Genomic DNA, 24,176 nt, shown 5'->3' on the forward strand with positions numbered 1-24,176 from the left:
AAACGGAGAAAATACATTCAGGGTTGAAGGTATTTGACCCTGTTTTTTTGAATAGAATTTTAATAATTAATATAAATAAATATGTCTGGGTTAATCGGAAAAAAAATAGGTATGACCAGCATCTTTGACGAAAATGGGAAAAATATTCCTTGTACAGTCTTAGAAGTAGGTCCCTGTGTAGTTACCCAAGTCAGAACCAAAGAAACTGACGGGTATGAGGCCCTTCAACTTGGTTTCGATGACGCAAAAAAGGCAAACAAAGCTGCTAGCGGTCACGCTAAAAAAGCAGGTACGGTTGCAAAGCGTAAAGTTGTCGAATTTCAAGGATTTGAAGGAGAGTTTAAATTAGGAGATGCAATCACTGTAGATCACTTTGAAGAAGGTGAGTTTGTAGATGTGGCTGGTACTTCAAAAGGTAAAGGTTTTCAGGGAGTTGTTAAACGTCACGGCTTTGCTGGGGTTGGACAAGCAACTCACGGTCAACATAACCGTTTGAGAGCTCCAGGTTCTATTGGTGCGGCTTCTTATCCTGCACGTGTATTCAAGGGAATGCGTATGGCAGGACGTATGGGAGGTGATCAAGTGAAAGTTCAAAATTTAAGAGTTTTAAAAGTAGTTACTGATAAGAATCTACTTGTTGTAAAAGGATGTGTTCCTGGTCACAAAAACGCTTATGTAACCATTCAGAAATAATGAAAGTAGCAGTTGTAGATATTAAAGGAAAAGAAACAGGGAGAAAGGCAGACCTTTCTGATGCTGTTTTTGCTATTGAGCCTAATAATCATGCTGTGTACTTAGACGTAAAGCAATATCTTGCTAATCAGCGTCAAGGAACTCATAAGGCTAAAGAGAGAGCTGAGATTTCAGGTTCTACTCGTAAGATTAAAAAACAAAAAGGAACTGGTACTGCTCGTGCGGGAAGTATTAAGTCTGGTGTTTTTAAAGGAGGAGGAAGAATGTTTGGTCCTAGACCAAGAAATTATTCCTTCAAACTTAATAAAGGTATGAAAAGATTAGCACGTCGTTCTGCACTTTCTTTGAAGGCAAATGATAAGGCTATTACAGTCGTAGAAGACTTTAATTTTGAAACTCCAAAGACAAAAGATTTTATTAATGTACTTAAGGCTTTAGGTCTTGAGAATAAAAAATCTTTGATAGTGTTGGGAGAGTCAAATAATAATGTATATTTGTCGTCACGCAATTTAAAGAGCTCTGAAGTTATAACAAGTTCAGAATTAAGTACTTACAAAATTATGAATGCAAATAATGTTGTATTGCTTGAAGGTTCTTTAGAAGGTATTGAGACTAATTTAGCTAAATAAGACGTCATGAGTATTTTAATAAAACCTGTTATTACAGAAAAAGCTACGATGGATAGTGAGGTAAATAACCGCTATACTTTCGAAGTAAGTATGAGAACAAATAAGGTTGAAATTAAGAAAGCAGTTGAATCTGCTTATGGTGTTTCAGTTGAAAAAGTTCGAACAATGAATATCCGTCCAGATCGCAAATCTCGTTATACGAAATCTGGGATGATAACTGGTAAAACAAATGCAATTAAAAAAGCAATTGTACAGTTGGCGGAAGGTGATACAATAGATTTTTATAACAACATTTAATTTCTTAAAATGTCAGTAAGAAAACTAAAACCTATCACTCCAGGGCAGCGATTTAGAGTTGTAAATGGTTTCGACCAAATTACAACTGACAAGCCGGAAAAGAGCCTTTTGGCTCCGAGAAAACGCTCAGGGGGTAGAAACAACACGGGAAAAATGACAGTGCGCCAATTAGGTGGTGGTCATAAAAGAAGGTATCGTATAATTGATTTTAAGCGTAACAAGGAAGGAATTCCTGCTACGGTTGCTTCAATTCAATACGATCCAAACAGAACGGCATTTATTGCATTGCTTAATTACCAAGATGGTGAAAAGCGTTATGTAATTGCTCAAAACGGTCTTCAAGTAGGTCAAAACATTGTTTCTGGTGCAAATGTTGCTCCAGAAATCGGTAATGCTATGCCACTTTCTGGTATTCCATTAGGTACAATCATTTCTTGTATAGAGTTGCGTCCAGGACAAGGGGCTGTTATGGCTCGTAGTGCGGGTGCTTTTGCACAGTTAATGGCGCGTGATGGTAAATTTGCTACTGTTAAATTACCATCAGGAGAAACAAGATTAATTCTTGTTACTTGTATGGCAACTATTGGAGCTGTGTCAAACAGTGATCACCAATTGTTAGTGTCTGGTAAAGCAGGTAGAAGCCGTTGGTTAGGAAGAAGACCTCGTGTACGTCCAGTAGTAATGAACCCTGTTGATCACCCAATGGGAGGTGGTGAAGGTAAATCATCTGGAGGTCACCCTCGTAATAGAAACGGAGTTCCTGCTAAAGGATACAGAACACGTTCTAAGACGAAAGCGAGTAATAAGTATATTGTAGAACGTAGAAAGAAATAATAAGATATGGCACGTTCATTAAAAAAAGGACCTTACGTTCACTATAAATTAGAAAAGAAAGTTGCTGCAAACGTTGAAAGCAATAAAAAGACTGTTATTAAAACATGGTCTAGAGCTTCAATGATTACTCCAGATTTTGTGGGGCAAACAATAGCAGTACATAATGGTCGCCAATTTGTTCCTGTATATGTTACAGAGAATATGGTAGGTCATAAATTAGGAGAATTTTCACCTACACGTTCTTATAGAGGGCATGCTGGTGCAAAAAATAAAGGTAAAAAATAATTGAAGTCATGGGAGTTCGTAAAAGAGAATCAGCAGAGGCACGTAAAGCTGCAAATAAGCAAGTAGCTTTCGCTAAATTGAATAACTGCCCGACTTCACCTAGAAAAATGCGCCTTGTAGCAGATATGGTACGTGGAGCAAAGGTGGAGAGAGCACTTCAGTTGTTGAAATTTAGTAATAAAGAGGCGTCTCGTAAGGTTGAGAAATTAGTTCTTTCTGCAATTGCAAATTGGGAAGCAAAGAACGAAGATGCAAGTATCGAAGATGCAGATCTTTTTATTAAAGAGATTAAAGTGGATAGTGGAGCAATGTTAAAAAGATTGCGTCCAGCACCACAAGGTCGTGCACACAGAATAAGAAAACGCAGCAATCACGTTACAGTTGTGCTTGGTGCAAACGATAACACACAAAGCAATTAATTAGATGGGACAGAAGACAAATCCAATCGGAAATCGCCTAGGAATTATCAGAGGATGGGAATCTAACTGGTATGGAGGTAACGACTACGGTGACAAACTTGCCGAAGACGATAAGATTAGACGTTATATTCACGCTCGTTTAAGTAAGGCTAGTGTGTCACGTGTAATTATTGAGCGTACGCTTAAACTTGTAACCGTTACTATCACTACTGCTAGACCTGGTATAATTATCGGAAAAGGTGGTCAAGAGGTAGACAAGTTAAAAGAAGAGCTTAAGAAAATCACAGAGAAAGAAGTACAAATTAATATCCATGAGATCAAACGTCCAGAACTTGATGCGTTCTTGGTTGGGTCTAGTGTTGCTCGTCAGATTGAAAATCGTATTTCTTTCCGTCGTGCAATAAAGATGGCAATTGCGGCTGCAATGCGTATGAATGCAGAGGGTATTAAAATCCAGATTTCTGGACGTTTGAATGGTGCTGAAATGGCACGTTCTGAGTCTTACAAGGATGGACGTATTCCTTTATCAACATTTAGAGCCGATATTGATTATGCTTTGGTAGAAGCTCATACTACATATGGTAGATTGGGTATTAAAGTATGGATCATGAAAGGTGAAGTATATGGCAAAAGAGAACTTTCTCCATTAGTTGGTTTACAGAAGAAATCAGGTAAAGGTGGTTCGGGTAAAGATAATCGCGGATCTCGCCGTAGAAAGTAATTTTTTAAAAGAACAAGAAAATGTTACAGCCTAAAAAAACAAAATTTCGTAAGCAGCAGAAGGGTCGCATGAAAGGTCTCTCTCAAAGAGGGCATACACTTTCAAACGGAACTTTTGGAATTAAGTCAACAGACTCTAATTTTATTACTGCTAGACAAATAGAAGCAGCTCGTATTGCAGCAACACGTTACATGAAAAGGGAAGGTCAATTATGGATCAAAATATTCCCAGATAAGCCTATTACAAAAAAGCCTCTTGAGGTACGTATGGGTAAAGGTAAAGGTGCTGTTGAGTATTGGGCAGCTGTGGTAAAACCAGGACGTATATTATTTGAAGTAGGTGGAGTGCCTGAGCCAGTGGCTAAAGAAGCTCTTAGACTTGCTGCTCAAAAACTTCCTGTGAGAACAAAGTATATTGTAGCTAGAGACTTTTCAGCTGAATAAATTATAAGATAATGAAACAATCAGAAGTAAAAGGATTATCTGTAGCGGAATTACAAGAAGAACTTGGAAAAGCTAAAAGATCTTATGCAGATCTAAAAATGGCACATACAATTTCTCCATTAGACAATCCTATTCAATTGCGTGCTTTAAGACGTACTGTCGCAAGAATAGCAACTGAATTAACTAAAAGAGAACAATAACGCTGCTTAAGATGGAAAAAAGAAATTTAAGAAAAGAGCGTATAGGTGTTGTAACCAGTAATAAGATGCAAAAATCAATTGTTGTGTCTGAGGTTAAAAAAGTAAAACACCCTATGTATGGAAAATTCGTTTTGAAAACGAAGAAATACGTAGCACACGACGAAACAAATGACTGCAACGAAGGAGATACTGTTAGGATTATGGAAACTCGTCCTATGAGTAAATCAAAATGTTGGAGATTAGTAGAAATCATTGAAAGAGCTAAGTAATGTTACAGCAAGAATCAAGATTAAAAGTAGCAGATAACACAGGTGCAAAAGAAGTTTTGACTATCCGTGTGTTGGGAGGTACTAAAAGAAGATATGCTTCTGTAGGAGATAAAATTGTTGTGTCTGTAAAAGATGCAACTCCTAACGGTCAAGTTAAAAAAGGAGCCGTTTCTACAGCAGTAGTTGTGCGTACTAAGAAAGAAGTGCGTCGTCCAGATGGATCATACATTCGTTTTGACGATAATGCTTGTGTTCTTTTAAACGCTCAAGGCGAAATGCGAGGAACTCGTGTTTTTGGACCAGTAGCGAGAGAACTTCGTGATAAACAATTCATGAAGATTGTATCATTAGCACCAGAAGTGCTTTAATACATAAGAAGATGACAAAACTTAAAATAAAATCAGGAGATACCGTTCGTGTCATTGCTGGAGCCCAAAAAGGCAAAGAAGGTAAGGTGATGAAGGTGTTTGTAGATAAAAACAAAGTTATCGTTGAGGGTGTAAACATGGTTAAAAAGCATGAGAAGCCTAGTGCAGCAAATCCTCAAGGTGGTATTAAAGAAAAAGAAGCACCTCTTCAAATTTCAAATGTATCTTTAATAGATGCTAATGGTAAAGCTACTCGTGTAGGTTACCGTATGGAAGGAGATAAGAAGGTTCGTTTCGCAAAAACAACAAACGAAATCATATAGTCATGGGATACGTACCAAGATTAAAACAAGAGTTTAAAGACCGTGTAACGGCTTCTCTTACAGAAGAATTTGGCTATAAGAATGTAATGCAAGTTCCTAAACTTAATAAGATCGTTGTGTCTAGAGGTATAGGTGCTGCTGTTGCAGATAAGAAATTGGTTGAGAATGCAGTAGAAGAGCTTACCTTAATTACAGGACAAAGAGCTATATCTACGATTTCTAAAAAAGACGTTGCTTCATTTAAGTTGCGTAAAGGAATGCCAATTGGAGCAAAAGTAACTTTACGTGGTGAGCGTATGTATGAATTTCTTGATAGATTGATTACATCTGCATTACCTCGAGTAAGAGACTTTGGAGGAATCAATGCTACAGGATTTGATGGTAGAGGTAATTACAGTATGGGAATTACTGAACAAATTATCTTTCCAGAAATTAATATCGATAGAATTAAGAAAATAGAAGGTATGAATATTACCTTTGAAACTTCTGCTGCTACTGATAAAGAAGCAAAATCATTGTTAACAGAACTAGGTCTACCTTTCAAAAAGAATTAATTATGGCTAAAGAATCAATGAAAGCCCGTGAGGTGAAAAGAGCAAAAACAGTTGCTAAGTATGCTGAAAAACGTAAGGCTTTAAAAGAAGCTGGAGATTACGAAGCATTACAAAAGCTTCCTAAGAATGCATCACCTATACGTATGCATAACCGTTGTAAGTTAACAGGTCGTCCAAAAGGATATATGAGACAATTTGGTATTTCTCGTGTTACATTTAGAGAAATGGCAAACCAAGGTCTAATCCCAGGAGTTAAAAAGGCTAGTTGGTAATAAATTATTAATAAATAGAAGGTTTCGCGAAAGCGAAAAACCACTATTGTAAATTCATATAAATGAACACAGATCCAATTGCAGATTTTCTAACTAGAATTAGAAATGCTGCAGCAGCAAATCATAGAGTCGTTGAGATTCCAGCATCAAACCTTAAAAAGGAGATGACAAAGATCTTATTCGATCAAGGTTACATATTAAGTTACAAATTTGAGAAAGGTAAATCTCAAGATACTATCAAGATCGCTTTGAAGTATGATGGTTTTACAAAAGAATCTGTAATTAGAGATATACAAAGAATAAGTAAACCTGGTTTACGTAAATACGCTTCATCTTCAGATATACCTCGTGTATTGAATGGTTTAGGTATTGCTATTGTTTCTACTTCGAGAGGAGTAATGACAGGAAAGCAAGCTCAGCAAGCTAACGTAGGTGGCGAAGTACTTTGTTACGTTTACTAACCCAGTTAAAAAGACAAAGAAATGTCAAGAATAGGTAAAAGTCCAATTACAATTCCAGATGGTGTTACTGTAAATGTAGCTGATGGTTTTGTAACCGTAAAAGGAAAATTAGGTGAACTTAAACAAGAGTTTTCAGGAATTGCTATTAAGGTAGAAGATGGAACAATAACTCTTGAAAGATCTTCTGATAAGAAAGATGTTAGAGCTAAGCACGGTTTATATCGTTCTCTTATTTTTAATATGATCGAAGGTGTGTCAAAAGGATGGACCAAAGAATTAGAGCTTATAGGAGTAGGATATCGTGCAAGTAATCAAGGGCAAAAATTAGATTTAGCTGTTGGTTTCTCTCATAATATAGTTTTAGAAATCGCTCCAGAAGTGAAGGTGGAAACTGTATCTGAAAAAGGTAAAAACCCAATTGTAAAATTAACATCTCACGATAAACAATTAGTAGGGCAAGTAGCGGCGAAAATACGTGCTTTCCGTAAGCCAGAGCCATATAAAGGTAAAGGTATTAAGTTTGTTGGTGAGATCATTAGAAGAAAAGCAGGTAAATCTGCATAATACATAGATTATGGCATTATCAAAAAGTGAAAAAAGAAATAGAATTCATTTGAGAATTCGTAAGACTATTTCTGGAACTGCAGAGCGCCCTAGACTCTGTGTATTTAGAAGTAATAAAGAGATTTATGCTCAGATAATAGATGATTTATCTGGTAAAACTTTAGGTGCTGCTTCTTCTAGAGATAAGGGAATTACTGCAGGATCTAATAAATCTGAAACAGCAAAACTTGTAGGAAAAGCTATTGCTGAAAAAGCTGTAAAATCAGGTGTTGAATCTGTTATATTTGACAGAGGAGGATATCTATATCATGGAAGAGTAAAACAACTAGCAGAAGGCGCTCGTGAAGGCGGACTTAAATTCTAAATAAATTATGTACCAGAATTATAAAAACGTAGAGTTAGTTAAACCTAGTGGTTTAGAACTTAAAGATCGCTTAGTAGGAGTACAACGTGTTACTAAAGTGACAAAAGGAGGTAGAGCCTTTGGTTTTTCAGCAATTGTTGTAGTTGGTGATGAAAATGGAGTTGTAGGTCAAGGTTTAGGGAAGTCTAAGGAAGTTGCATCTGCAATTGCAAAAGCAGTAGAAGACGCAAAGAAAAACTTAGTTCGTATTCCTTTGAATAAAAAGACAATTCCTCATGAGCAAAAAGGTAAATATGGTGGAGCAAGAGTGTTATTAATGCCTGCCGCTGCCGGTACAGGAGTAATAGCAGGTGGTGCAATTAGAGCTGTATTAGAATCTGTAGGAATTCATGATGTATTATCTAAGAACCAAGGATCATCAAATCCTCATAATGTTGTTAAAGCTACTTTTGATGCGTTACTTCAATTAAGAAGTGCAGAAACTGTTGCAAAACAAAGAGGAATTTCGTTAGACAAAGTTTTTAAAGGATAAACCAAGTAGTTATGGCAAAGATTAAAGTAACAAAGATTCGTAGTGCGATTAATCGCCCTGTTGATCAAAAAAGAACCCTAGAGGCTCTTGGATTAAGAAAGATGGGCCAAGTAAAGGAGCATGAGAATACTCCTAATATACTTGGTATGATAAATAAAGTAAGTCATTTGGTTTCTGTAGAAGAGGCATAAATATTAGTATAGATGAATTTAAGTAACTTAAAGCCTGCAAAAGGTTCAGTTAAGAAAAACGATAGCCGTAAAGGACGTGGTCAGGCAACTGGTAACGGTGGTACAGCTGGTCGTGGTCATAAAGGAGCAAAGTCTCGTTCTGGTTATTCTAAGAAACTCGGTTTTGAAGGAGGTCAAATGCCATTACAAAGACGTGTTCCTAAGTTCGGTTTTAAAAATGTTAATCGTAAAGAGTATGCTGGTGTTAATATAGATACGCTTCAAGAATATGTTGATGCAGGTCGTATTAAAGACGAAGTAACTCTAGATGTGTTAATAGAAAATCGCCTTGTTGGTAAAAATGACTTAGTAAAAATATTAGGTAGAGGAGAACTTAAAGCGAAGCTTAAAGTAACTGCTCACAAATTTACAGCATCAGCAAAACAAGCTGTCGAAGCTGCTGGAGGTGAAGCTGTAACTTTATAATCGATATAAGAGGATGAAATTTATAGATACAATAAAAAATATTTGGAAGATTGACGAGCTTAAGAATCGCATTCTGCTTACGTTAACTCTTCTCCTCGTTTATCGTTTTGGTGCCCAGGTAGTATTGCCTGGAATTGATGCTTCACAGTTAGGTGGTTTTGCTGCTAATTTTGATGGAGGTTTAGGAGGTTTACTTAATGCATTTACTGGAGGTGCTTTTTCTAATGCATCTGTATTTGCACTTGGTATTATGCCATATATCTCAGCATCGATTGTTGTGCAATTAATGGGAATTGCTATTCCTTATTTGCAGAAACTACAAAAAGAAGGAGAGAGCGGTCGTCGTAAGATTAATCAAATAACAAGATGGCTTACCATAGGAATTTGTTTATTACAAGCTCCTGGTTATCTTGCTGCTCTTGGAACATTAGGAGTTCCTGAATCTGCTTTTGTTTTAGGTAAGACACCTGTATTCTATATTTCATCAGTAATGATACTTGTAACTGGATGTATATTTGCAATGTGGTTAGGAGAAAAAATTACAGATAAAGGTATAGGTAATGGTATATCACTATTAATTATGGTTGGTATTATCGCAACAATGCCTATTTCATTTGTTCAAGAATGGGTAGCACGTGTTACTGAGTCTAATGGTGGAATTATTATGATTCTAATAGAATTAGTAATATGGTTTGTAATTATATTATTATCTGTTCTTCTTGTGATGGCTGTAAGGCAAATTCCAGTCTCCTATGCAAGAAGAACTGCTAGTGGAGCTTATGAAAAAAATGTTTTTGGAAGTCGTCAGTATATTCCTTTAAAACTTAATGCTTCAGGAGTAATGCCAATTATATTTGCTCAGGCAATTATGTTTGTTCCAGGTTTAATAGGAGGAGCAAGTTTTCTAGAAAACACAAGTACAGGACAATGGTTACAACAAGAATTTGGAGGAAATATATTTGGATTTTGGTATAATTTAGTATTTGGATTATTGATTATCATATTTACATATTTTTATACTGCAATTACAGTTCCTACAAATAAAATGGCTGATGATCTAAAACGTAGTGGTGGGTTTATTGCTGGAATTCGTCCAGGAAGTGAAACTGCAGAATACTTAGATAAAATCATGTCACAAATTACATTGCCAGGATCTATATTTTTGGCACTTATAGCAATATTCCCAGCTATAGCATTTAATGTTATAGGAATACAGCAAGGGTGGGCTCTATTCTATGGAGGTACTTCTTTGTTGATTATGGTAGGTGTAGCTATAGACACGATGCAACAAGTAAATTCATACCTGCTTAATAGACATTATGATGGTCTTATGAAATCAGGTAAAAACCGTAAAGCAGTAGCATAATGGCAAAACAAGCAGCTATAGAACAAGACGGGTCAATTATAGAAGCATTGTCTAATGCAATGTTTAGAGTTGAATTAGAAAATGGCCACGTAGTGACTGCGCACATATCAGGTAAGATGCGTATGCACTATATTAAATTATTACCTGGAGATAAAGTAAAATTAGAAATGAGTCCTTATGATTTATCAAAGGCTCGTATAACATACCGTTACTAACGGGAAAACAAGCTTGATATGAAAGTAAGAGCGTCTATTAAAAAAAGAAGTGCCGATTGCAAGATTGTACGTCGCAAGGGCAGATTATACGTAATTAATAAAAAGAACCCTAGGTTTAAACAAAGACAAGGTTAAGAATTATGGCTAGAATTGCAGGGATAGATATCCCAAAACATAAGAGAGGTGTAATTGCACTAACATACATCTTTGGAATTGGTAGAAGTAGAGCTCAAGAAATTTTAGCTACTGCTAATGTATCAGAAGATAAAAAGGTATCTGATTGGGATGATGACGAGATTGGTCGAATTCGTGATGCAGTAGGTAGCTATACTATCGAAGGAGAATTACGTAGCGAAGTTTCATTAAACATCAAGCGTTTAATGGATATCGGATGTTACAGAGGTATTCGTCATCGTACAGGACTTCCTTTAAGAGGTCAGCGTACTAAGAATAACTCTCGTACAAGAAAAGGTAAGCGTAAAACTGTTGCAAACAAGAAAAAAGCAACTAAATAATAACTTGTAGTAATGGCAAAGCAAAGTACAAAAAAACGTAAAGTTGTTGTAGAGTCTGTAGGTGAAGCACACATCTCAGCTTCTTTTAATAATTTGATTATTTCATTAACAAATAAAAAAGGAGATGTGATATCTTGGTCATCTGCTGGTAAAATGGGTTTTAGAGGTTCTAAGAAGAATACTCCATATGCGGCTCAAACGGCGGCAGAAGACTGCGCAAAAGTTGCTCACGAAGCAGGTTTACGTAAAGTAAAAGTATATGTGAAAGGACCAGGTAATGGACGTGAGTCTGCTATCAGATCTATTCATAATAGTGGTATTGAAGTTACAGAAATTATAGATGTAACTCCAGCACCACATAATGGGTGTCGTCCTCCTAAAAGACGTCGCGTTTAATTTTAATTTAATATCTAGAGGGATATATGGTTTGCGAAGGATTGACCTTAATTCCTAACCCCCTCAAAAAACAAATTTTTAATGGCAAGATATACTGGTCCTAAGACTAAAATTGCTCGTAAGTTTAGTGAAGCAATTTATGGAGAAGATAAATCTTTTGAAAAAAGAAATTATCCTCCTGGACAGCACGGAAACAACAGAAGAAGAGGAAAGAAATCTGAGTACGCTGTTCAATTACAAGAAAAACAAAAAGCTAAGTATACGTATGGTATATTAGAGCGCCAATTTAGAAACCTATATGCAAAAGCAAATAGATCTAACGGAATCACAGGTGAAGTTTTACTTCAACTTTGTGAGCAACGTTTAGATAATGTTGTTTTTAGAATGGGGGTTTCTCCATCTAGAAATGGAGCTCGTCAATTAGTTTCTCACCGTCACATTACAGTAAATGGTAGTATCGTAAATATACCATCTTACCAAGTAAAGCCTGGTGATGTTATCGCTGTTCGCGAAAAATCAAAATCATTAGAAGTTATCACAAACTCATTGTCTAATGCAAGTCATGTGTATGAGTGGATATCATGGAATAATGATAAAAAAGAAGGTACTTTTGTAGCTGTTCCTCAGCGTCTTCAAATACCTGAAAATATCAATGAACAATTCATCGTCGAATTGTACTCTAAGTAAAATTAACTAAAGCTAGAAAACACGATATGGCAATATTAAATTTCCAAAAGCCTGATAAAGTCATTATGATTGACTCTACTGATTTTGAAGGTAAGTTTGAGTTTAGACCTCTAGAACCTGGTTATGGTTTAACCGTAGGAAACGCTTTAAGACGTGTATTACTTTCTTCTTTAGAAGGTTTTGCAATCACTTCTGTACGTATAGAAGGCGTAGATCATGAGTTTTCTACAATCGCTGGAGTAGTTGAAGATGTTACTGAGATTATTCTTAATTTAAAACAAGTACGTTTTAAAAGACAAATTGAAGAAATAGATAATGAGACTGTTACTATTTCTCTTTCTGGAATTGATCAGCTTACTGCTGGAGATTTTCAGAAGTTTATTTCAGGTTTTCAGGTACTTAATCCAGACCTTGTTATTGCAAATATGGATAAGAAAGTCTCTATCAATATGGAAATTACCATAGAGAAAGGTAGAGGATATGTTCCGGCAGAAGAAAACAAAAAATCAAATGCACCTTTAGGTACAATATTTACAGATTCTATTTATACACCAATTAGAAATGTAAAGTATAGTATAGAAAATTACCGTGTAGAACAAAAAACAGATTATGAGAAATTAATCTTTGAAATTATTACAGACGGTTCTATTCATCCAAAAGAAGCACTTACTGAAGCTGCAAAAACACTTATACATCATTTCATGTTATTCTCTGATGAGCGTATCACTCTTGAAGCAGATGAGATTGCTCAAACAGAAACATATGATGAAGAGTCGCTTCACATGAGACAGTTATTAAAGACTAAACTTATAGATATGGACCTTTCGGTACGTGCTCTAAACTGTCTTAAAGCTGCAGAAGTTGATACATTAGGTGATCTTGTTTCTTTCAATAAAAATGACCTTATGAAGTTTAGAAACTTTGGGAAAAAGTCATTGACAGAACTTGAAGAACTTGTTAATGTAAAGGGACTTAATTTTGGTATGGATTTATCAAAATATAAATTAGATAAAGATTAATTACGATTTGTACGCTTTCGCGAAAGCGAATAAAGATTAACAACAATGAGACACGGAAAGAAATTTAATCACTTAGGAAGAAAAACAGCGCATAGAAAAGCAATGCTTGCAAATATGGCTTGTTCCCTGATTGAACATAAAAGAATAAATACAACAGTTGCTAAAGCAAAAGCGCTTAAGCAATTTGTAGAGCCTTTAGTAACAAAATCAAAAGAAGATACAACACACAACAGACGTATTGTATTTGCTCGTTTACGCCAAAAAGAAGCTGTAACTGAACTTTTCAGAGAGGTAGCAGTAAAAGTTGGTGATCGTCCAGGAGGATATACTCGTATTATTAAATTAGGTAATCGTTTAGGGGATAACGCTGATATGGCAATGATAGAGCTAGTTGATTATAATGAGCTCTACAATGCTGGTAAACCTGCTAAAAAGAAATCTACTCGTCGTGGTAGAACTAAGAAAACTGAGACAACTCCACCAGTTGTAGAAGCTACTTCTAACGAGGAAGAATAGATCGGTAAACCTGTTACAAAAAGGTTAAATAGTATCGGGATTTACCGCAAGGTGAATCCCTTTTTTTATTTTTACACCGTTAAGTTAAATTTGGCAGACTATTTGACTGAGATAAAATATAATTTAGAAATATAATAAAACTATGAAAAAATTAATGATTGTTTTAGTATCCTTTACACTTACAATGGGATACGGATATGCGCAAGCAGTCGATGCAAATAATAATGCATTAAATGCGCTTGCCACATATGGACCTGATGGTGCTAATATAGGAGCATCTAGTATTGTACGTAATCCACCAAGACCTATAGACGGAACTGTATATCTATTTGATACATGGAATAACAATGCTATTGCTGTTACTACTGATGAAAAACCAATTAGAATTAATAGTACTATTAATTTTAATGCAAAGCGTAATGCATTTGAAGCTAAAACTGAAGATAAAGAAGTTATTTTTACTTTTGACTTTACAAATATTGATAGGTTTGTAGTTAATAACAGAATCTTTAAGAATATTTATTCTCCAGTAGATGGAAGTTATAGAGTATTTGAAGTTATTGCAGAAACTAATGACTTTGAAATTTATAAAGATTATAAGATTGATATAAGAGAAGGTAATCCAAATCCATTACTAGCTCGTGCAAATGATAAGTATATCATGAAAGATAGTTATTATGTTAAAAAAGGGAAGTCTTTTAAAAAGCTTAGACTTAAAAAATCTGATATTCTTAAAGCAGCAGGATCTAAATCTTCAGTAGTTGAACAATATGCTAAGGATAACAACCTCAACTTTAAAAATGAAAGGGATTTACGAAAGATCGTTAGTTATTACACAACTTTATAATAGATATTAACATTTTAAAAGAGAGCTTTGATAAAAAGCTCTTTTTTTTTGCCTTAGTATTTTAAGCTATATAATATATTTGCACAAATTATAATCATATGAAATATCAGTCTCGACGTCCAGCACTTATTTTACTTGCAGATGGAACCATTTTTCACGGAAAATCTGTTGGTGATGTAGAAGGTACATCTTTTGGGGAAGTTTGCTTTAATACTGGAATGACAGGGTATCAAGAGATTTTTACCGATCCTTCTTATTTTGGCCAGCTTATGGTAACTACAAATGCGCATATAGGAAACTATGGAGCTACTAATGAAGAAACAGAATCTGACGGCGTTAAAATATCTGGTCTTATATGTAGAAACTTTAGTTACACATATTCGAGACAAGATGCGCAAGAATCACTTGAAGAGTTCTTGTCCTCAAATAATCTTTTTGCAATATCTGATGTAGATACAAGAGCATTGGTAGCATATATAAGAGATAATGGGGCTATGAATGCAGTGATATCTACAGATGTAGATAATATAGATGCATTAAAAGTTAAACTTTCCGAAGTGCCAAGTATGAATGGATTGGAACTAGCTTCCAAAGTTTCTACAAAAGAACCATACTATTTTGGAGATGAAAAATCTGAAATTAAAATAGCAGCGTTAGATATAGGAATTAAGCGTAACATTTTACGTAATTTTTCAAAAAGAGGGGCTTATATAAAAGTATTTCCATACAACACTTCGTATGAAGAGATGAAAGAGTGGAATGCAGATGGTTATTTTTTATCCAATGGGCCAGGAGATCCAGAACCATTAGATAATGCGATTCAAGTTGCAAAAGATATTATTGAAAAAGATCAACCATTATTTGGAATATGTTTAGGTCATCAAGTAATTGCACTTGCAAATGGTATTTCTACGTATAAAATGCACAATGGACATAGAGGTATAAATCACCCGATTAAAAACTTACTTACGGGTAAAGGGGAGATTACGTCTCAAAACCATGGGTTTGCGATCAATAGAGAAGAAACAGAAGCAAATAAGAATGTAGAAATTACACACGTACATCTTAATGATCATACTGTTGCAGGAATTAGAATTAAAGATAAAAACTGTTTCTCTGTACAATATCATCCAGAAGCTAGTCCTGGACCTAATGATGCTACTTATCTTTTTGATCAGTTTATAGAGAATATTAAAGGAGTTAAGGCGTAAAATTATAGAAATATAAATTAAGTTTTTAGATGCTAGTTTTGCGAAAACGTTATCGCGACTATTTATCAATTTTTCAGGTTGTGAAGATGACAAATTGTATCTTTCAACCATCAAATAATATACTATGAGCATAATAATAGACATTCACGCAAGACAAATTTTTGATTCTAGAGGAAATCCTACAGTAGAAGTAGATGTATATACAGAAAACGGCATCATGGGTCGTGCAGCAGTTCCTTCAGGAGCTTCTACTGGAGAACACGAAGCCGTAGAATTAAGAGATGGTGGAGATGCTTATATGGGAAAAGGAGTTCAGCAAGCAGTTAGTAATGTAAATACAATTATTGCAGCTGAATTATTAGGGACATCAATTTTTGAACAAAACTTGATTGATCAAATGATGATTGATCTTGATGGAACACCAAATAAATCTAAGCTTGGTGCAAATGCGATATTAGGTGTTTCTTTAGCTTGTGCAAAAGCAGCAGCAGCAGAATTAAACTTGCCATTATATAGGTATGTTGGAGGCGTAAGTGCAAATACGTTGCCTGTCCCTATGATGAATATCATTAATGGAGGCTCTCATAGTGACGCGCCTATTGCTTTTCAAGAATTTATGGTTATGCCGGTAAAAGCGCAAAGTTTTACAGAGGCCATGAAAATGGGAACTGAAATATTCCATAATCTTAAAAAAGTATTACACGATCGTAACTTAAGTACAGCAGTAGGAGACGAAGGAGGATTTGCTCCCGCTCTTGATGGTACAGAAGATGCATTAGACTCAATAAAAATTGCAGTAGAAAAAGCTGGATATTCTTGGGGTGATGAAATTATGATTGCATTGGATTGTGCTGCAGCAGAGTTTTATGTAGACGGTAAATATGATTATACAAAGTTTGAAGGTGATTCAGGAGTCATTCGTACAAGCGAAGAGCAAGCAGATTATCTAGCGTCATTAGCTGCAAATTACCCTATTATATCTATAGAAGACGGGATGGATGAAAATGATTGGGATGGCTGGAAGTATCTTACAGATAAGGTGGGTGATAAAGTACAATTAGTAGGTGATGATCTCTTTGTAACTAATGTAGATCGTTTATCTAGAGGAATCGAGAATGGAATTGCAAATTCTATTCTTATTAAGGTAAATCAAATAGGAACATTAACAGAAACAATTGCAGCTGTAAACATGGCACATAATGCAGGGTATACATCAGTAATGTCTCATAGATCTGGTGAAACGGAAGATAATACTATTGCAGATTTAGCAGTAGCACTTAATACAGGTCAGATTAAAACAGGATCTGCTTCACGATCTGATAGAATGGCGAAGTATAATCAATTACTTCGTATAGAAGAGCAACTTGCAGAAGTAGCATATTTCCCAAGTGTAAATGCTTTTAAATTAAAATAATAGCTTCTGTATAAGAATGTAATATAGCCTCCTTTCTGGAGGCTTTTTTATGTAAAAATATCGACAAAAAACATATTTAATAGATAAAATACTGAGTTTTTGATTGCTTGATTTGCCTAATTGTGTTTTATTTTATAACAAATTGAAAATAAAATAATAATTAATTGACTGATTATTAGTAATTTGATTTTAAAATTAACACATGTAAGAATTATCTTTCTTTTTATTTTTGCTGCTTATTTACTTTTTATATACTTTTAACATCCAAATCTATTAGAACTTAAAAGATATCCTACTTAATTTGATGTAACTATCGATTATTTTGAAGTTATAACAAACCTAACTTTATCTTTTAAATTCTTAGCCCAATGATTGTGTTGCACGTTAGTGAATAAACAAGCAAAATGATTTTAAGTTGGGTAAAGAGCGGGAGATGAAGCTTCAATGCTGAGTAACTCGCTCTTTTTAAGAATTATTTTTTGGTATATAAAAACACCAAAATTTAGGTTTGAAGTTGGGTAAAGAGCTTATGCTATGGTATAAGCTCTTTTTTATTTGATACACTTGCCGAGTCTATAGGGAAAAATTGGTGGTAAAATGCGTGTATTATTTACCTTACTTTACATAGGGATAGATGTTGAGTATGCTTTCGCGAAAGCGTATTTAAAACTACACCATCTTTAGACTATTTGCGTAAGAACTGTTCTTCATCTATTGATATTATTGGGCTGGATACTAGTTTTTAGTGTAAATATTACATAAGATTTGGATTAAATTTTAATTTAAGTTTTTTTTAAGTGCTTTACTGTATGGAAATATGAAAAAAACCGACTGTTTTTTTGTAAATTAGCAATCCTTCTAAAAAAAGGAATAATCACCTTAAATTTTTCAAAAAAGCATGGCAGATAAAGCAACGCTAACCATAGGCGATCAATCATATGATTTTCCTATTATAACAGGCACAGAAAACGAAAAAGCAATTGATATAAAAACGCTTAGAGGAGCAACTGGCGGTGTCACTACAATAGATCCGGGGTATAAAAATACAGGCTCTTGTGAAAGTGGCATTACTTTTTTAGATGGAGAAAAAGGTATTTTGCGCTACAGAGGGTACTCTATAGAGTCTTTAGCAGAGAAAGCAGATTTCTTAGAAGTAGCTTATTTGTTAATTTTTGGAGATCTTCCTTCAAAAGAACAATTAGATAAATTTCATACTGATATAAAAGCAGAATCTCATGTAGATGAGGATATGAAGAAAATCTTAGATGGTTTTCCTAAGTCTGCGCATCCTATGGGTGTGTTAAGTGCTTTAACATCGGCTCTTATAGCTTTTAATCCTACTTCTGTAAATGTAGATTCAGAAGAAGAGATGTATACTACCATTGTAAAGTTATTGGCAAAATTTCCAGTACTAGCATCATGGGCGTTGCGCAAAAAGAAAAGTCAACCATTAGATTATGGAGATAATAGTTTAGGCTATGTTGCAAATCTTCATAAAATGATGTTCTCAAAGGCTAATGAAGAATATAAAGCCGATCAATCTGTTATAGATGCGCTTGATAAATTATTGATATTACATGCAGATCATGAGCAAAACTGTTCTACTTCAACAGTACGTATCGTAGGCTCTGCTCATGCAGGGTTATTTGCATCTATATCTGCAGGTATTTCAGCATTATGGGGTCCACTTCATGGAGGAGCTAACCAAGCAGTAATAGAAATGCTTGAGGCGATTAAAGAAGACGGAGGTGATACTAAAAAATATATGGCAAAGGCAAAAGATAAGCAGGATCCTTTCCGCTTAATGGGCTTTGGTCATAGAGTATATAAAAACTTTGATCCACGTGCAAAGATTATCAAAGTTGCAGCAGATGACGTTTTAAATATGTTAGGTATAGAAGACCCTGTATTAGATATTGCTAAAGGACTAGAAAAAGAAGCATTAGAAGATCAATATTTTGTAGATCGTAAATTATATCCTAATGTAGATTTTTATTCAGGAATTATATACAGAGCCTTAGGAATTCCAGTAGAGATGTTTACGGTGATGTTTGCTCTTGGGCGTTTGCCAGGATGGATTGCACAATGGAAAGAAATGCGCGAACGTAAAGAACCTATTGGACGTCCACGTCAAATATATACAGGCGAAAACTTTAGAGAGTTTACTCCTGTATCTGAAAGATAAAATGATAGTATATTGAATTTGAAAATAGCAAGCTAGTTTAGCTTGCTATTTTTTTTTGAACTGTTCTAATTTTGCTTTCGCGAAAAATTACTTTAAGAGACTTCCTAGTTATTTTAGAATTAGATATAACCAACGATCACTCATTTAAATTATCTATAGGTGTTTGCTCTTATTTTTTGTGTTCAAACATGGAGATTAGTATCTTAGTCCTATGCTTAAATTACACGTTAATGATGAGACTTCACGATTGCGTGCGGTTATCTTAGGAACTGCCGAGAGTTGCGGGCCTACCCCAAGAATTGAAGATGCTTATGATCCCAAAAGTGCACAACACATTAAGGCGGGAACATATCCAGTAGAAGAGGATATGGTAAAAGAAATGGAAGCTGTAGCTTCTGTTTTTGAAAAATATGATGTTCAAGTTTTTAGACCACAAGTACTAAAAGATTACAATCAAATTTTCTCTAGAGATATAGGTTTTGTCATTGATAATAAATTTATAAAAGCAAATATTCTTCCAGATAGAGAACGAGAAATAGAAGCTATACAATATGTTATAGATCAAATACCATCAACACATGTATTTCGTTTGCCAGAAGATGCTCACGTAGAGGGAGGTGATGTTATGCCGTGGGGAGATTTTATTTTTGTTGGAACGTATACAGGAGACGATTATCCTGATTTTATTACAGCAAGAACTAATAAAGAAGCGGTACAGTACCTCGCTGAATTATTCCCTAAGAAAAAAGTGGTTTCTTTTGAGTTGAGAAAACACAATACAGATCCAAAAGAGAATGCACTTCATTTAGATTGTTGTTTTCAGCCTGTAGGCAAGGATAAAGCAATTATTCATAAAAATGGTTTCCTTAAAGAAGAGGAGTATGAATGGTTGGTGAATTTATTTGGAAAAGAAAACGTTTTTGAAATCTCTAAGGATGAAATGTACAATATGAATAGTAATGTTTTTAGTATTGCTCCTAATGTTGTGATTTCAGAAAAGAATTTTACGAGATTAAATACGTGGTTAAGATCTCATGATATTACGGTAGAAGAAGTACCATATGCAGAGATCGCAAAACAAGAAGGCTTGCTGCGATGTAGTACATTACCCTTAGTGAGAGATTAAGGCATTACAAAAGATACTGAAGTTGATGTATTTGGGTTTAAGTTTGGAAATATAAAAGCTCCATTGTTTGGATCGTTATATTCATTACTTATCAGTGACTCTCCGTATGCTTTTATGTATATAGTTGCTCCAGAAATAAACCCTAATTCTTCAAACTCTTCAAAGGTGTATTGCCTTATAAATGGAGTAAATTCAGCTTGTAATACAGGAGTGAAATATTCAAAAATTTGATTGCTGGCTTCACTACCTATGTTAAAAAAAAGACGCACATAACGTATGTTTGTAGTATGAGCAAGTGGAGAAGTTGTTACTAATAATGTAATACCAGTCTCTGTTTCGAAGAGTTGTAGCTGACTAATTTCTGTAGTAGATTTTTTACCTAATATTTCAAATGCTTCTATCGTAGTCTCTTCATTTTGATGTATAATATCAGCTCTCTTAAATGTTCCAAAACCTTCTTTTTCAAATCGTAAGTCATAACGACCGTGAGGTAGATCATTAAACCTATAATTGCCAATAGTATCTGTGAGAACAGAAATAACGGGATCAGACCCTTCTATACTTACGCTCATATTTTCATCTGGAGCATAGCCACCTCTAGATTCAAATAGTTTAACCGTACCTGTTATTACCCCAGTCTCAATGACTTCTATTTCCTCTTCCTTATTATTACTACAGGATACTAATAAAATAATAATAGCGTAGTGTATATATGCTTTCATAAACGTTGCATGTACTTAAAGATACAAAAAATGATATACCTTTTTAGTATGCGTGAATTATGTATATACTTCCTAATTTATTATACTACTTGAACTTTAGCAGCTAATTCTTTTGCTCTTTCAGTAACTTTTATGATATCACCATCTTTTGAATCATACGTAACGACAACACCCATACGTCTATAAGGTCTGGAAGTTGGTTTGCCAAATAATCTGAAATCAGACTTTTTTGCATTGGCTATTGTTTCAATACCTTTAAAACTTGGATTGTCAGAATGGTCACTAGCAAGAATAACAGCGCTAGCACCGATACGTTCTTGTGTAATTTCAGCGATAGGAAGTCCTAAAACAGCACGGAGGTGTAATTCAAATTCATTGAAGTTTTGCGTATTTCCTAAAGTAACCATTCCTGTATCGTGAGGTCTTGGCGAAAGCTCAGAAAAATAAACCCCATCATCTGCTATGAAAAATTCAACTCCCCAAATACCAGCACCTCCTAAAGCATCTGTTACTTTTTCTGCCATTTCTTGTGCTGTCTGTAGGTGTTCAGATAACATGATAGCTGGTTGCCAACTTTCTTGATAATCTCCTCTCTCTTGCCTATGTCCTATAGGTGGACAGAATAGTGTTGTACCTTCTCTTTGCGTAACTGTAAGTAATGTAATTTCATAATTAAAATTTACAAACCCTTCTACGATAACTTCAGCAACATCTCCACGAGATCCTTCTTGGGAGTAATCCCAAGCTTTTTGGATGTCATTTTCAGTTTTGATAGTAGATTGCCCTTTCCCACTTGAAGACATAAGTGGTTTTACTACGCAAGGCATTCCTATTTCTTTAACAGCTTCAGATAACTCTTTCGCGGAAGCGGCGTATTTATACTTAGCCGTTTTTAGTCCTAGTTCTTTAGCAGCAAGATCGCGTATAGATTTACGATTCATGGTGTAATTTGCAGCTTTTGCACTAGGGATTACGGTATATCCTTGTTTTTCATATTCGTAAAAACGTTCTGTGCGTATAGCTTCAATTTCTGGTACAATATAATCAGGTTGGTATTTTTCAACAAGGCTATCTAGAGCATCTCCATTTAGCATGTTAATTACTTCTGCCGTATGAGCGACTTGCATGGCAGGTGCATTTTCGTAACTATCTACTGCGATAACGGTTTGCCCCAAGCGTTGTGCTGCAATTACAAATTCTTTACCAAGTTCTCCAGAACCTAAAAGGAGGATTTTAGCCATATTATTGTATATTTAACTAATTGATATTTAATCCTATGAAATTAAAACTACTAGTACTATTCATTAGTTGTATCCAACTAGGATATAGTCAGACCGCTAAAATACAATTTATCCACAATGCTCCTGATATTTCTATAGAAGAAGTTGATGTATATATAGATGGAAATCTAATAATAGATAATCTGAATTTTAAAACAGGATCTGCTTTTTTAGATATCCCATTTAATGGAGATCAAACACAGATTGTAATTACAAGATCTACAGATGAAAACGATGTTTTAGTATCTCGTGAACATATGTTAATAGATCAAGAGAATTATTATGTGGTTATTGATGGTATTTATGATGCTGGGGGTTATGAAGATGCAGAACCTTTTGATATGTATATATATGAAGGGGCTCGACTTGAATCTATAAATCCAGAACCTTATTTTGATTTAGATGTAATGGTTCATAATGGAAGTCTAGGTTTTGATACGACATTAATAGTTGAAGGATGTCAGATTCTAGCAGCTCCAGTTGGGTTTGGTAGTCCAGTATCTTTTTCTGAATACTCAGGATACTCAACTTGGGCGAGTAATGAAGATATTGCTTGTGTTGCACGAACATCTTATTCTGTGCCAGACTTTTTTTATTTTCCATATAGCTTTCCTTTGGCTAGTGAGAATTTAGGATTGGAAAATCAAGCAATTATTATGTTATTATCTGGGTTCAGAGATCCAGAGAGCAATAATGATGGAGAACCTTTTAATGCTTGGTACCTAACGCCAGAAGGAGGTGATTTTGTATTACTAAGTGAGCAAAGATCAGCAAACATCCAATTTGTGCATAATTCTCCAGATGCATCTGTGTCAGAAGTAATTGTTTATGTAGATGAAATGATCGTTGCTGATAATCTAAGTTATAAAAATGGAACATCTTTTTTAAATGTCCCATTTGGACCAGATAATATTGTAAATATTTATATAGTAGATAGTAATACTGGAGATCTATTAATCAACACATTTGTTGACTTGATAGATCAAGAAAACTATTATATGGTCATCGATGGTATTTTTGATACTGATACATATACTGATGTAGAACCTTTTGGATTACATACATATATAGGTGCGCAACTAGAAGCGTCAGCTCCAGAATCTGATTTGGATTTAGATATTTTAGTGCATCATGGCGCTATTGGGCTTGATCATACGCTAGACGTTCAAGGAACACAAGTGCTAACCTCTCCATTAGAAATAGGAAGATTACTATCGTTTTCAGACTATTCAGAAGAGGTTGATGGATATCCGTATTCTAGATGGGCGAGTCAATCAGATATTGCTATTGAAATTGGTGATTATGGTGGGAATATAGGAGGTGATTTACTTTCAGAGTTTAGTTTTAATTTTAATTTTGGTCTTTATTCTGAAGATTTAGGATTAGAAAATCAAGCAATTCTTATGTTACTTTCTGGTTTTGAAGATCCAACGGTTAATAATGATGGGCAACCTTTTGATGTCTTTTATTTGACACCAGAAGGAGGAGCTTTTAAGTCTGCAACATTAGGTGTAGATGATCTTGTATTACAAGAGGTGTCTATATATCCAAACCCGACCAGAGATATACTTACAGTACAAGCTTATTCTACGCAAGCTATAGGCGTTTTATATGATGTGACAGGAAGGGTGATTCATGAAAATATAGTACTTCAAGATGAAACAGCAATCGATATGAGTATACTTACATCAGGTGTTTATTTTCTTAAGATAATAGACCAAAATAATAATGCGTCTACAGTGAGACGCATTATTAAAAAGTAATTAAGAATGTTGTATGCGCTTTCGCGAAAG

Annotated in this window: 36 protein-coding genes; 34 read left to right on the forward strand and 2 right to left on the reverse strand. The window is 34.8% G+C overall.

Annotated elements, in window-relative coordinates; translation table 11 throughout:
- Positions 1–81: 81 nt before the first annotated feature.
- From rplC to Q1A60_RS01670, 33 genes are all read left to right on the forward strand, one after another.
- Positions 82–693 carry a 50S ribosomal protein L3 gene (gene rplC, locus Q1A60_RS01510; protein WP_299763267.1) on the forward strand — a complete coding sequence of 204 codons (612 nt, stop codon included), beginning with the start codon at positions 82–84 and terminating at the stop codon, positions 691–693.
- Positions 693–1,322: a 50S ribosomal protein L4 gene (rplD, locus tag Q1A60_RS01515; protein ID WP_299763269.1), complete on the forward strand. Its 630-nt coding sequence runs from the start codon at positions 693–695 to the stop codon at positions 1,320–1,322. Before rplC ends, rplD begins: the two co-directional genes overlap by 1 nt.
- A 6-nt stretch (positions 1,323–1,328) precedes the next feature.
- Complete coding sequence (rplW, locus tag Q1A60_RS01520; protein WP_089373250.1) at positions 1,329–1,619, forward strand: 50S ribosomal protein L23; 291 nt, start codon at positions 1,329–1,331, stop codon at positions 1,617–1,619.
- Positions 1,620–1,628: 9 nt separating this feature from the next.
- A complete protein-coding gene (gene rplB, locus Q1A60_RS01525) occupies positions 1,629–2,453 on the forward strand; it encodes a 50S ribosomal protein L2 (protein WP_299763272.1) in 825 nt (274 codons plus the stop codon).
- A 6-nt stretch (positions 2,454–2,459) separates the two neighbouring features.
- Positions 2,460–2,738 (forward strand): 30S ribosomal protein S19, encoded by a 279-nt coding sequence (gene rpsS / locus Q1A60_RS01530; RefSeq protein ID WP_299763275.1) that lies wholly within the window; start codon positions 2,460–2,462, stop codon positions 2,736–2,738.
- Between the two features lie 8 nt (positions 2,739–2,746).
- Positions 2,747–3,157, forward strand: a complete 411-nt coding sequence (gene rplV / locus Q1A60_RS01535; protein ID WP_089373247.1) for a 50S ribosomal protein L22 — start codon at positions 2,747–2,749, stop codon at positions 3,155–3,157.
- Between the two features lie 4 nt (positions 3,158–3,161).
- Positions 3,162–3,878, forward strand: coding sequence for a 30S ribosomal protein S3 (gene rpsC / locus Q1A60_RS01540; RefSeq protein WP_299763277.1), 717 nt, complete (start codon positions 3,162–3,164; stop codon positions 3,876–3,878).
- 20 nt (positions 3,879–3,898) lie between these two features.
- A complete protein-coding gene (gene rplP, locus Q1A60_RS01545; protein WP_089373245.1) occupies positions 3,899–4,321 on the forward strand; it encodes a 50S ribosomal protein L16 in 423 nt (140 codons plus the stop codon).
- Positions 4,322–4,332: 11 nt separating this feature from the next.
- A complete protein-coding gene (gene rpmC / locus Q1A60_RS01550; RefSeq protein WP_089373244.1) occupies positions 4,333–4,521 on the forward strand; it encodes a 50S ribosomal protein L29 in 189 nt (62 codons plus the stop codon).
- Between the two features lie 11 nt (positions 4,522–4,532).
- Positions 4,533–4,790, forward strand: a complete 258-nt coding sequence (rpsQ, locus tag Q1A60_RS01555; RefSeq protein ID WP_089373243.1) for a 30S ribosomal protein S17 — start codon at positions 4,533–4,535, stop codon at positions 4,788–4,790.
- The gene (rplN, locus tag Q1A60_RS01560) at positions 4,790–5,158 is read left to right on the forward strand and encodes a 50S ribosomal protein L14 (protein ID WP_089373242.1); all 369 of its coding nucleotides are present in this window, start codon (positions 4,790–4,792) and stop codon (positions 5,156–5,158) included. Before rpsQ ends, rplN begins: the two co-directional genes overlap by 1 nt.
- 11 nt (positions 5,159–5,169) lie before the next feature.
- A complete protein-coding gene (rplX, locus tag Q1A60_RS01565; RefSeq protein WP_299763281.1) occupies positions 5,170–5,481 on the forward strand; it encodes a 50S ribosomal protein L24 in 312 nt (103 codons plus the stop codon).
- A gap of 2 nt (positions 5,482–5,483) precedes the next feature.
- The gene (gene rplE / locus Q1A60_RS01570) at positions 5,484–6,035 is read left to right on the forward strand and encodes a 50S ribosomal protein L5 (protein WP_299763283.1); all 552 of its coding nucleotides are present in this window, start codon (positions 5,484–5,486) and stop codon (positions 6,033–6,035) included.
- Between the two features lie 2 nt (positions 6,036–6,037).
- Positions 6,038–6,307, forward strand: coding sequence for a 30S ribosomal protein S14 (gene rpsN / locus Q1A60_RS01575; protein WP_224926463.1), 270 nt, complete (start codon positions 6,038–6,040; stop codon positions 6,305–6,307).
- Between the two features lie 62 nt (positions 6,308–6,369).
- Positions 6,370–6,768 carry a 30S ribosomal protein S8 gene (rpsH, locus tag Q1A60_RS01580; protein ID WP_299763287.1) on the forward strand — a complete coding sequence of 133 codons (399 nt, stop codon included), beginning with the start codon at positions 6,370–6,372 and terminating at the stop codon, positions 6,766–6,768.
- A gap of 21 nt (positions 6,769–6,789) precedes the next feature.
- Positions 6,790–7,332 (forward strand): 50S ribosomal protein L6, encoded by a 543-nt coding sequence (rplF, locus tag Q1A60_RS01585; protein ID WP_299763289.1) that lies wholly within the window; start codon positions 6,790–6,792, stop codon positions 7,330–7,332.
- 10 nt (positions 7,333–7,342) lie between these two features.
- The gene (gene rplR / locus Q1A60_RS01590) at positions 7,343–7,696 is read left to right on the forward strand and encodes a 50S ribosomal protein L18 (protein ID WP_299763291.1); all 354 of its coding nucleotides are present in this window, start codon (positions 7,343–7,345) and stop codon (positions 7,694–7,696) included.
- A 7-nt stretch (positions 7,697–7,703) separates the two neighbouring features.
- Positions 7,704–8,228: a 30S ribosomal protein S5 gene (gene rpsE, locus Q1A60_RS01595; RefSeq protein ID WP_089373235.1), complete on the forward strand. Its 525-nt coding sequence runs from the start codon at positions 7,704–7,706 to the stop codon at positions 8,226–8,228.
- 11 nt (positions 8,229–8,239) lie between these two features.
- The gene (gene rpmD / locus Q1A60_RS01600; protein WP_089373234.1) at positions 8,240–8,419 is read left to right on the forward strand and encodes a 50S ribosomal protein L30; all 180 of its coding nucleotides are present in this window, start codon (positions 8,240–8,242) and stop codon (positions 8,417–8,419) included.
- A 12-nt stretch (positions 8,420–8,431) separates the two neighbouring features.
- The gene (rplO, locus tag Q1A60_RS01605) at positions 8,432–8,884 is read left to right on the forward strand and encodes a 50S ribosomal protein L15 (protein ID WP_299763294.1); all 453 of its coding nucleotides are present in this window, start codon (positions 8,432–8,434) and stop codon (positions 8,882–8,884) included.
- Positions 8,885–8,897: 13 nt separating this feature from the next.
- Complete coding sequence (gene secY, locus Q1A60_RS01610; protein ID WP_299763296.1) at positions 8,898–10,250, forward strand: preprotein translocase subunit SecY; 1,353 nt, start codon at positions 8,898–8,900, stop codon at positions 10,248–10,250.
- Complete coding sequence (gene infA, locus Q1A60_RS01615) at positions 10,250–10,465, forward strand: translation initiation factor IF-1 (RefSeq protein WP_013751343.1); 216 nt, start codon at positions 10,250–10,252, stop codon at positions 10,463–10,465. The genes secY and infA overlap by 1 nt, the downstream gene beginning before the upstream one ends.
- 18 nt (positions 10,466–10,483) lie before the next feature.
- The gene (ykgO, locus tag Q1A60_RS01620) at positions 10,484–10,600 is read left to right on the forward strand and encodes a type B 50S ribosomal protein L36 (protein WP_010519235.1); all 117 of its coding nucleotides are present in this window, start codon (positions 10,484–10,486) and stop codon (positions 10,598–10,600) included.
- A 5-nt stretch (positions 10,601–10,605) separates the two neighbouring features.
- Positions 10,606–10,980 (forward strand): 30S ribosomal protein S13, encoded by a 375-nt coding sequence (gene rpsM / locus Q1A60_RS01625; RefSeq protein ID WP_299763299.1) that lies wholly within the window; start codon positions 10,606–10,608, stop codon positions 10,978–10,980.
- 12 nt (positions 10,981–10,992) lie between these two features.
- The gene (gene rpsK / locus Q1A60_RS01630) at positions 10,993–11,376 is read left to right on the forward strand and encodes a 30S ribosomal protein S11 (protein WP_089373230.1); all 384 of its coding nucleotides are present in this window, start codon (positions 10,993–10,995) and stop codon (positions 11,374–11,376) included.
- 81 nt (positions 11,377–11,457) lie between these two features.
- Positions 11,458–12,063, forward strand: coding sequence for a 30S ribosomal protein S4 (gene rpsD / locus Q1A60_RS01635; RefSeq protein WP_299676961.1), 606 nt, complete (start codon positions 11,458–11,460; stop codon positions 12,061–12,063).
- 26 nt (positions 12,064–12,089) lie between these two features.
- Positions 12,090–13,082 (forward strand): DNA-directed RNA polymerase subunit alpha, encoded by a 993-nt coding sequence (locus tag Q1A60_RS01640; protein WP_089373228.1) that lies wholly within the window; start codon positions 12,090–12,092, stop codon positions 13,080–13,082.
- A 45-nt stretch (positions 13,083–13,127) separates the two neighbouring features.
- Positions 13,128–13,598 carry a 50S ribosomal protein L17 gene (rplQ, locus tag Q1A60_RS01645; RefSeq protein ID WP_299763302.1) on the forward strand — a complete coding sequence of 157 codons (471 nt, stop codon included), beginning with the start codon at positions 13,128–13,130 and terminating at the stop codon, positions 13,596–13,598.
- A gap of 142 nt (positions 13,599–13,740) precedes the next feature.
- Complete coding sequence (locus Q1A60_RS01650; protein WP_299763304.1) at positions 13,741–14,445, forward strand: hypothetical protein; 705 nt, start codon at positions 13,741–13,743, stop codon at positions 14,443–14,445.
- 98 nt (positions 14,446–14,543) lie between these two features.
- Positions 14,544–15,656, forward strand: a complete 1,113-nt coding sequence (gene carA / locus Q1A60_RS01655; protein ID WP_299763306.1) for a glutamine-hydrolyzing carbamoyl-phosphate synthase small subunit — start codon at positions 14,544–14,546, stop codon at positions 15,654–15,656.
- A gap of 124 nt (positions 15,657–15,780) precedes the next feature.
- Positions 15,781–17,070: a phosphopyruvate hydratase gene (gene eno / locus Q1A60_RS01660; RefSeq protein WP_299763309.1), complete on the forward strand. Its 1,290-nt coding sequence runs from the start codon at positions 15,781–15,783 to the stop codon at positions 17,068–17,070.
- Between the two features lie 898 nt (positions 17,071–17,968).
- Complete coding sequence (locus Q1A60_RS01665; protein ID WP_299763311.1) at positions 17,969–19,255, forward strand: citrate synthase; 1,287 nt, start codon at positions 17,969–17,971, stop codon at positions 19,253–19,255.
- Between the two features lie 211 nt (positions 19,256–19,466).
- Positions 19,467–20,381, forward strand: a complete 915-nt coding sequence (locus Q1A60_RS01670) for an arginine deiminase family protein (protein ID WP_299763313.1) — start codon at positions 19,467–19,469, stop codon at positions 20,379–20,381.
- On the opposite strand, the gene Q1A60_RS01675 is transcribed toward Q1A60_RS01670, so the two are convergent.
- Both Q1A60_RS01675 and purT read right to left on the reverse strand, forming a co-directional pair.
- A complete protein-coding gene (locus tag Q1A60_RS01675; protein WP_299763315.1) occupies positions 20,378–21,103 on the reverse strand; it encodes a carboxypeptidase-like regulatory domain-containing protein in 726 nt (241 codons plus the stop codon). The two genes, Q1A60_RS01670 and Q1A60_RS01675, sit on opposite strands and share 4 nt — an antisense overlap.
- An 80-nt stretch (positions 21,104–21,183) precedes the next feature.
- Positions 21,184–22,344: a formate-dependent phosphoribosylglycinamide formyltransferase gene (gene purT, locus Q1A60_RS01680; RefSeq protein WP_299763317.1), complete on the reverse strand. Its 1,161-nt coding sequence runs from the start codon at positions 22,342–22,344 to the stop codon at positions 21,184–21,186.
- A 35-nt stretch (positions 22,345–22,379) separates the two neighbouring features.
- On the opposite strand from purT, the gene Q1A60_RS01685 reads away from it, so the two are divergent.
- Positions 22,380–24,146: a T9SS type A sorting domain-containing protein gene (locus Q1A60_RS01685; RefSeq protein ID WP_299763319.1), complete on the forward strand. Its 1,767-nt coding sequence runs from the start codon at positions 22,380–22,382 to the stop codon at positions 24,144–24,146.
- Positions 24,147–24,176: the final 30 nt, after the last annotated feature.

It is taken from the genome of uncultured Dokdonia sp. (genome assembly GCF_947492535.1).
Lineage (GTDB): Bacteria > Bacteroidota > Bacteroidia > Flavobacteriales > Flavobacteriaceae > Dokdonia.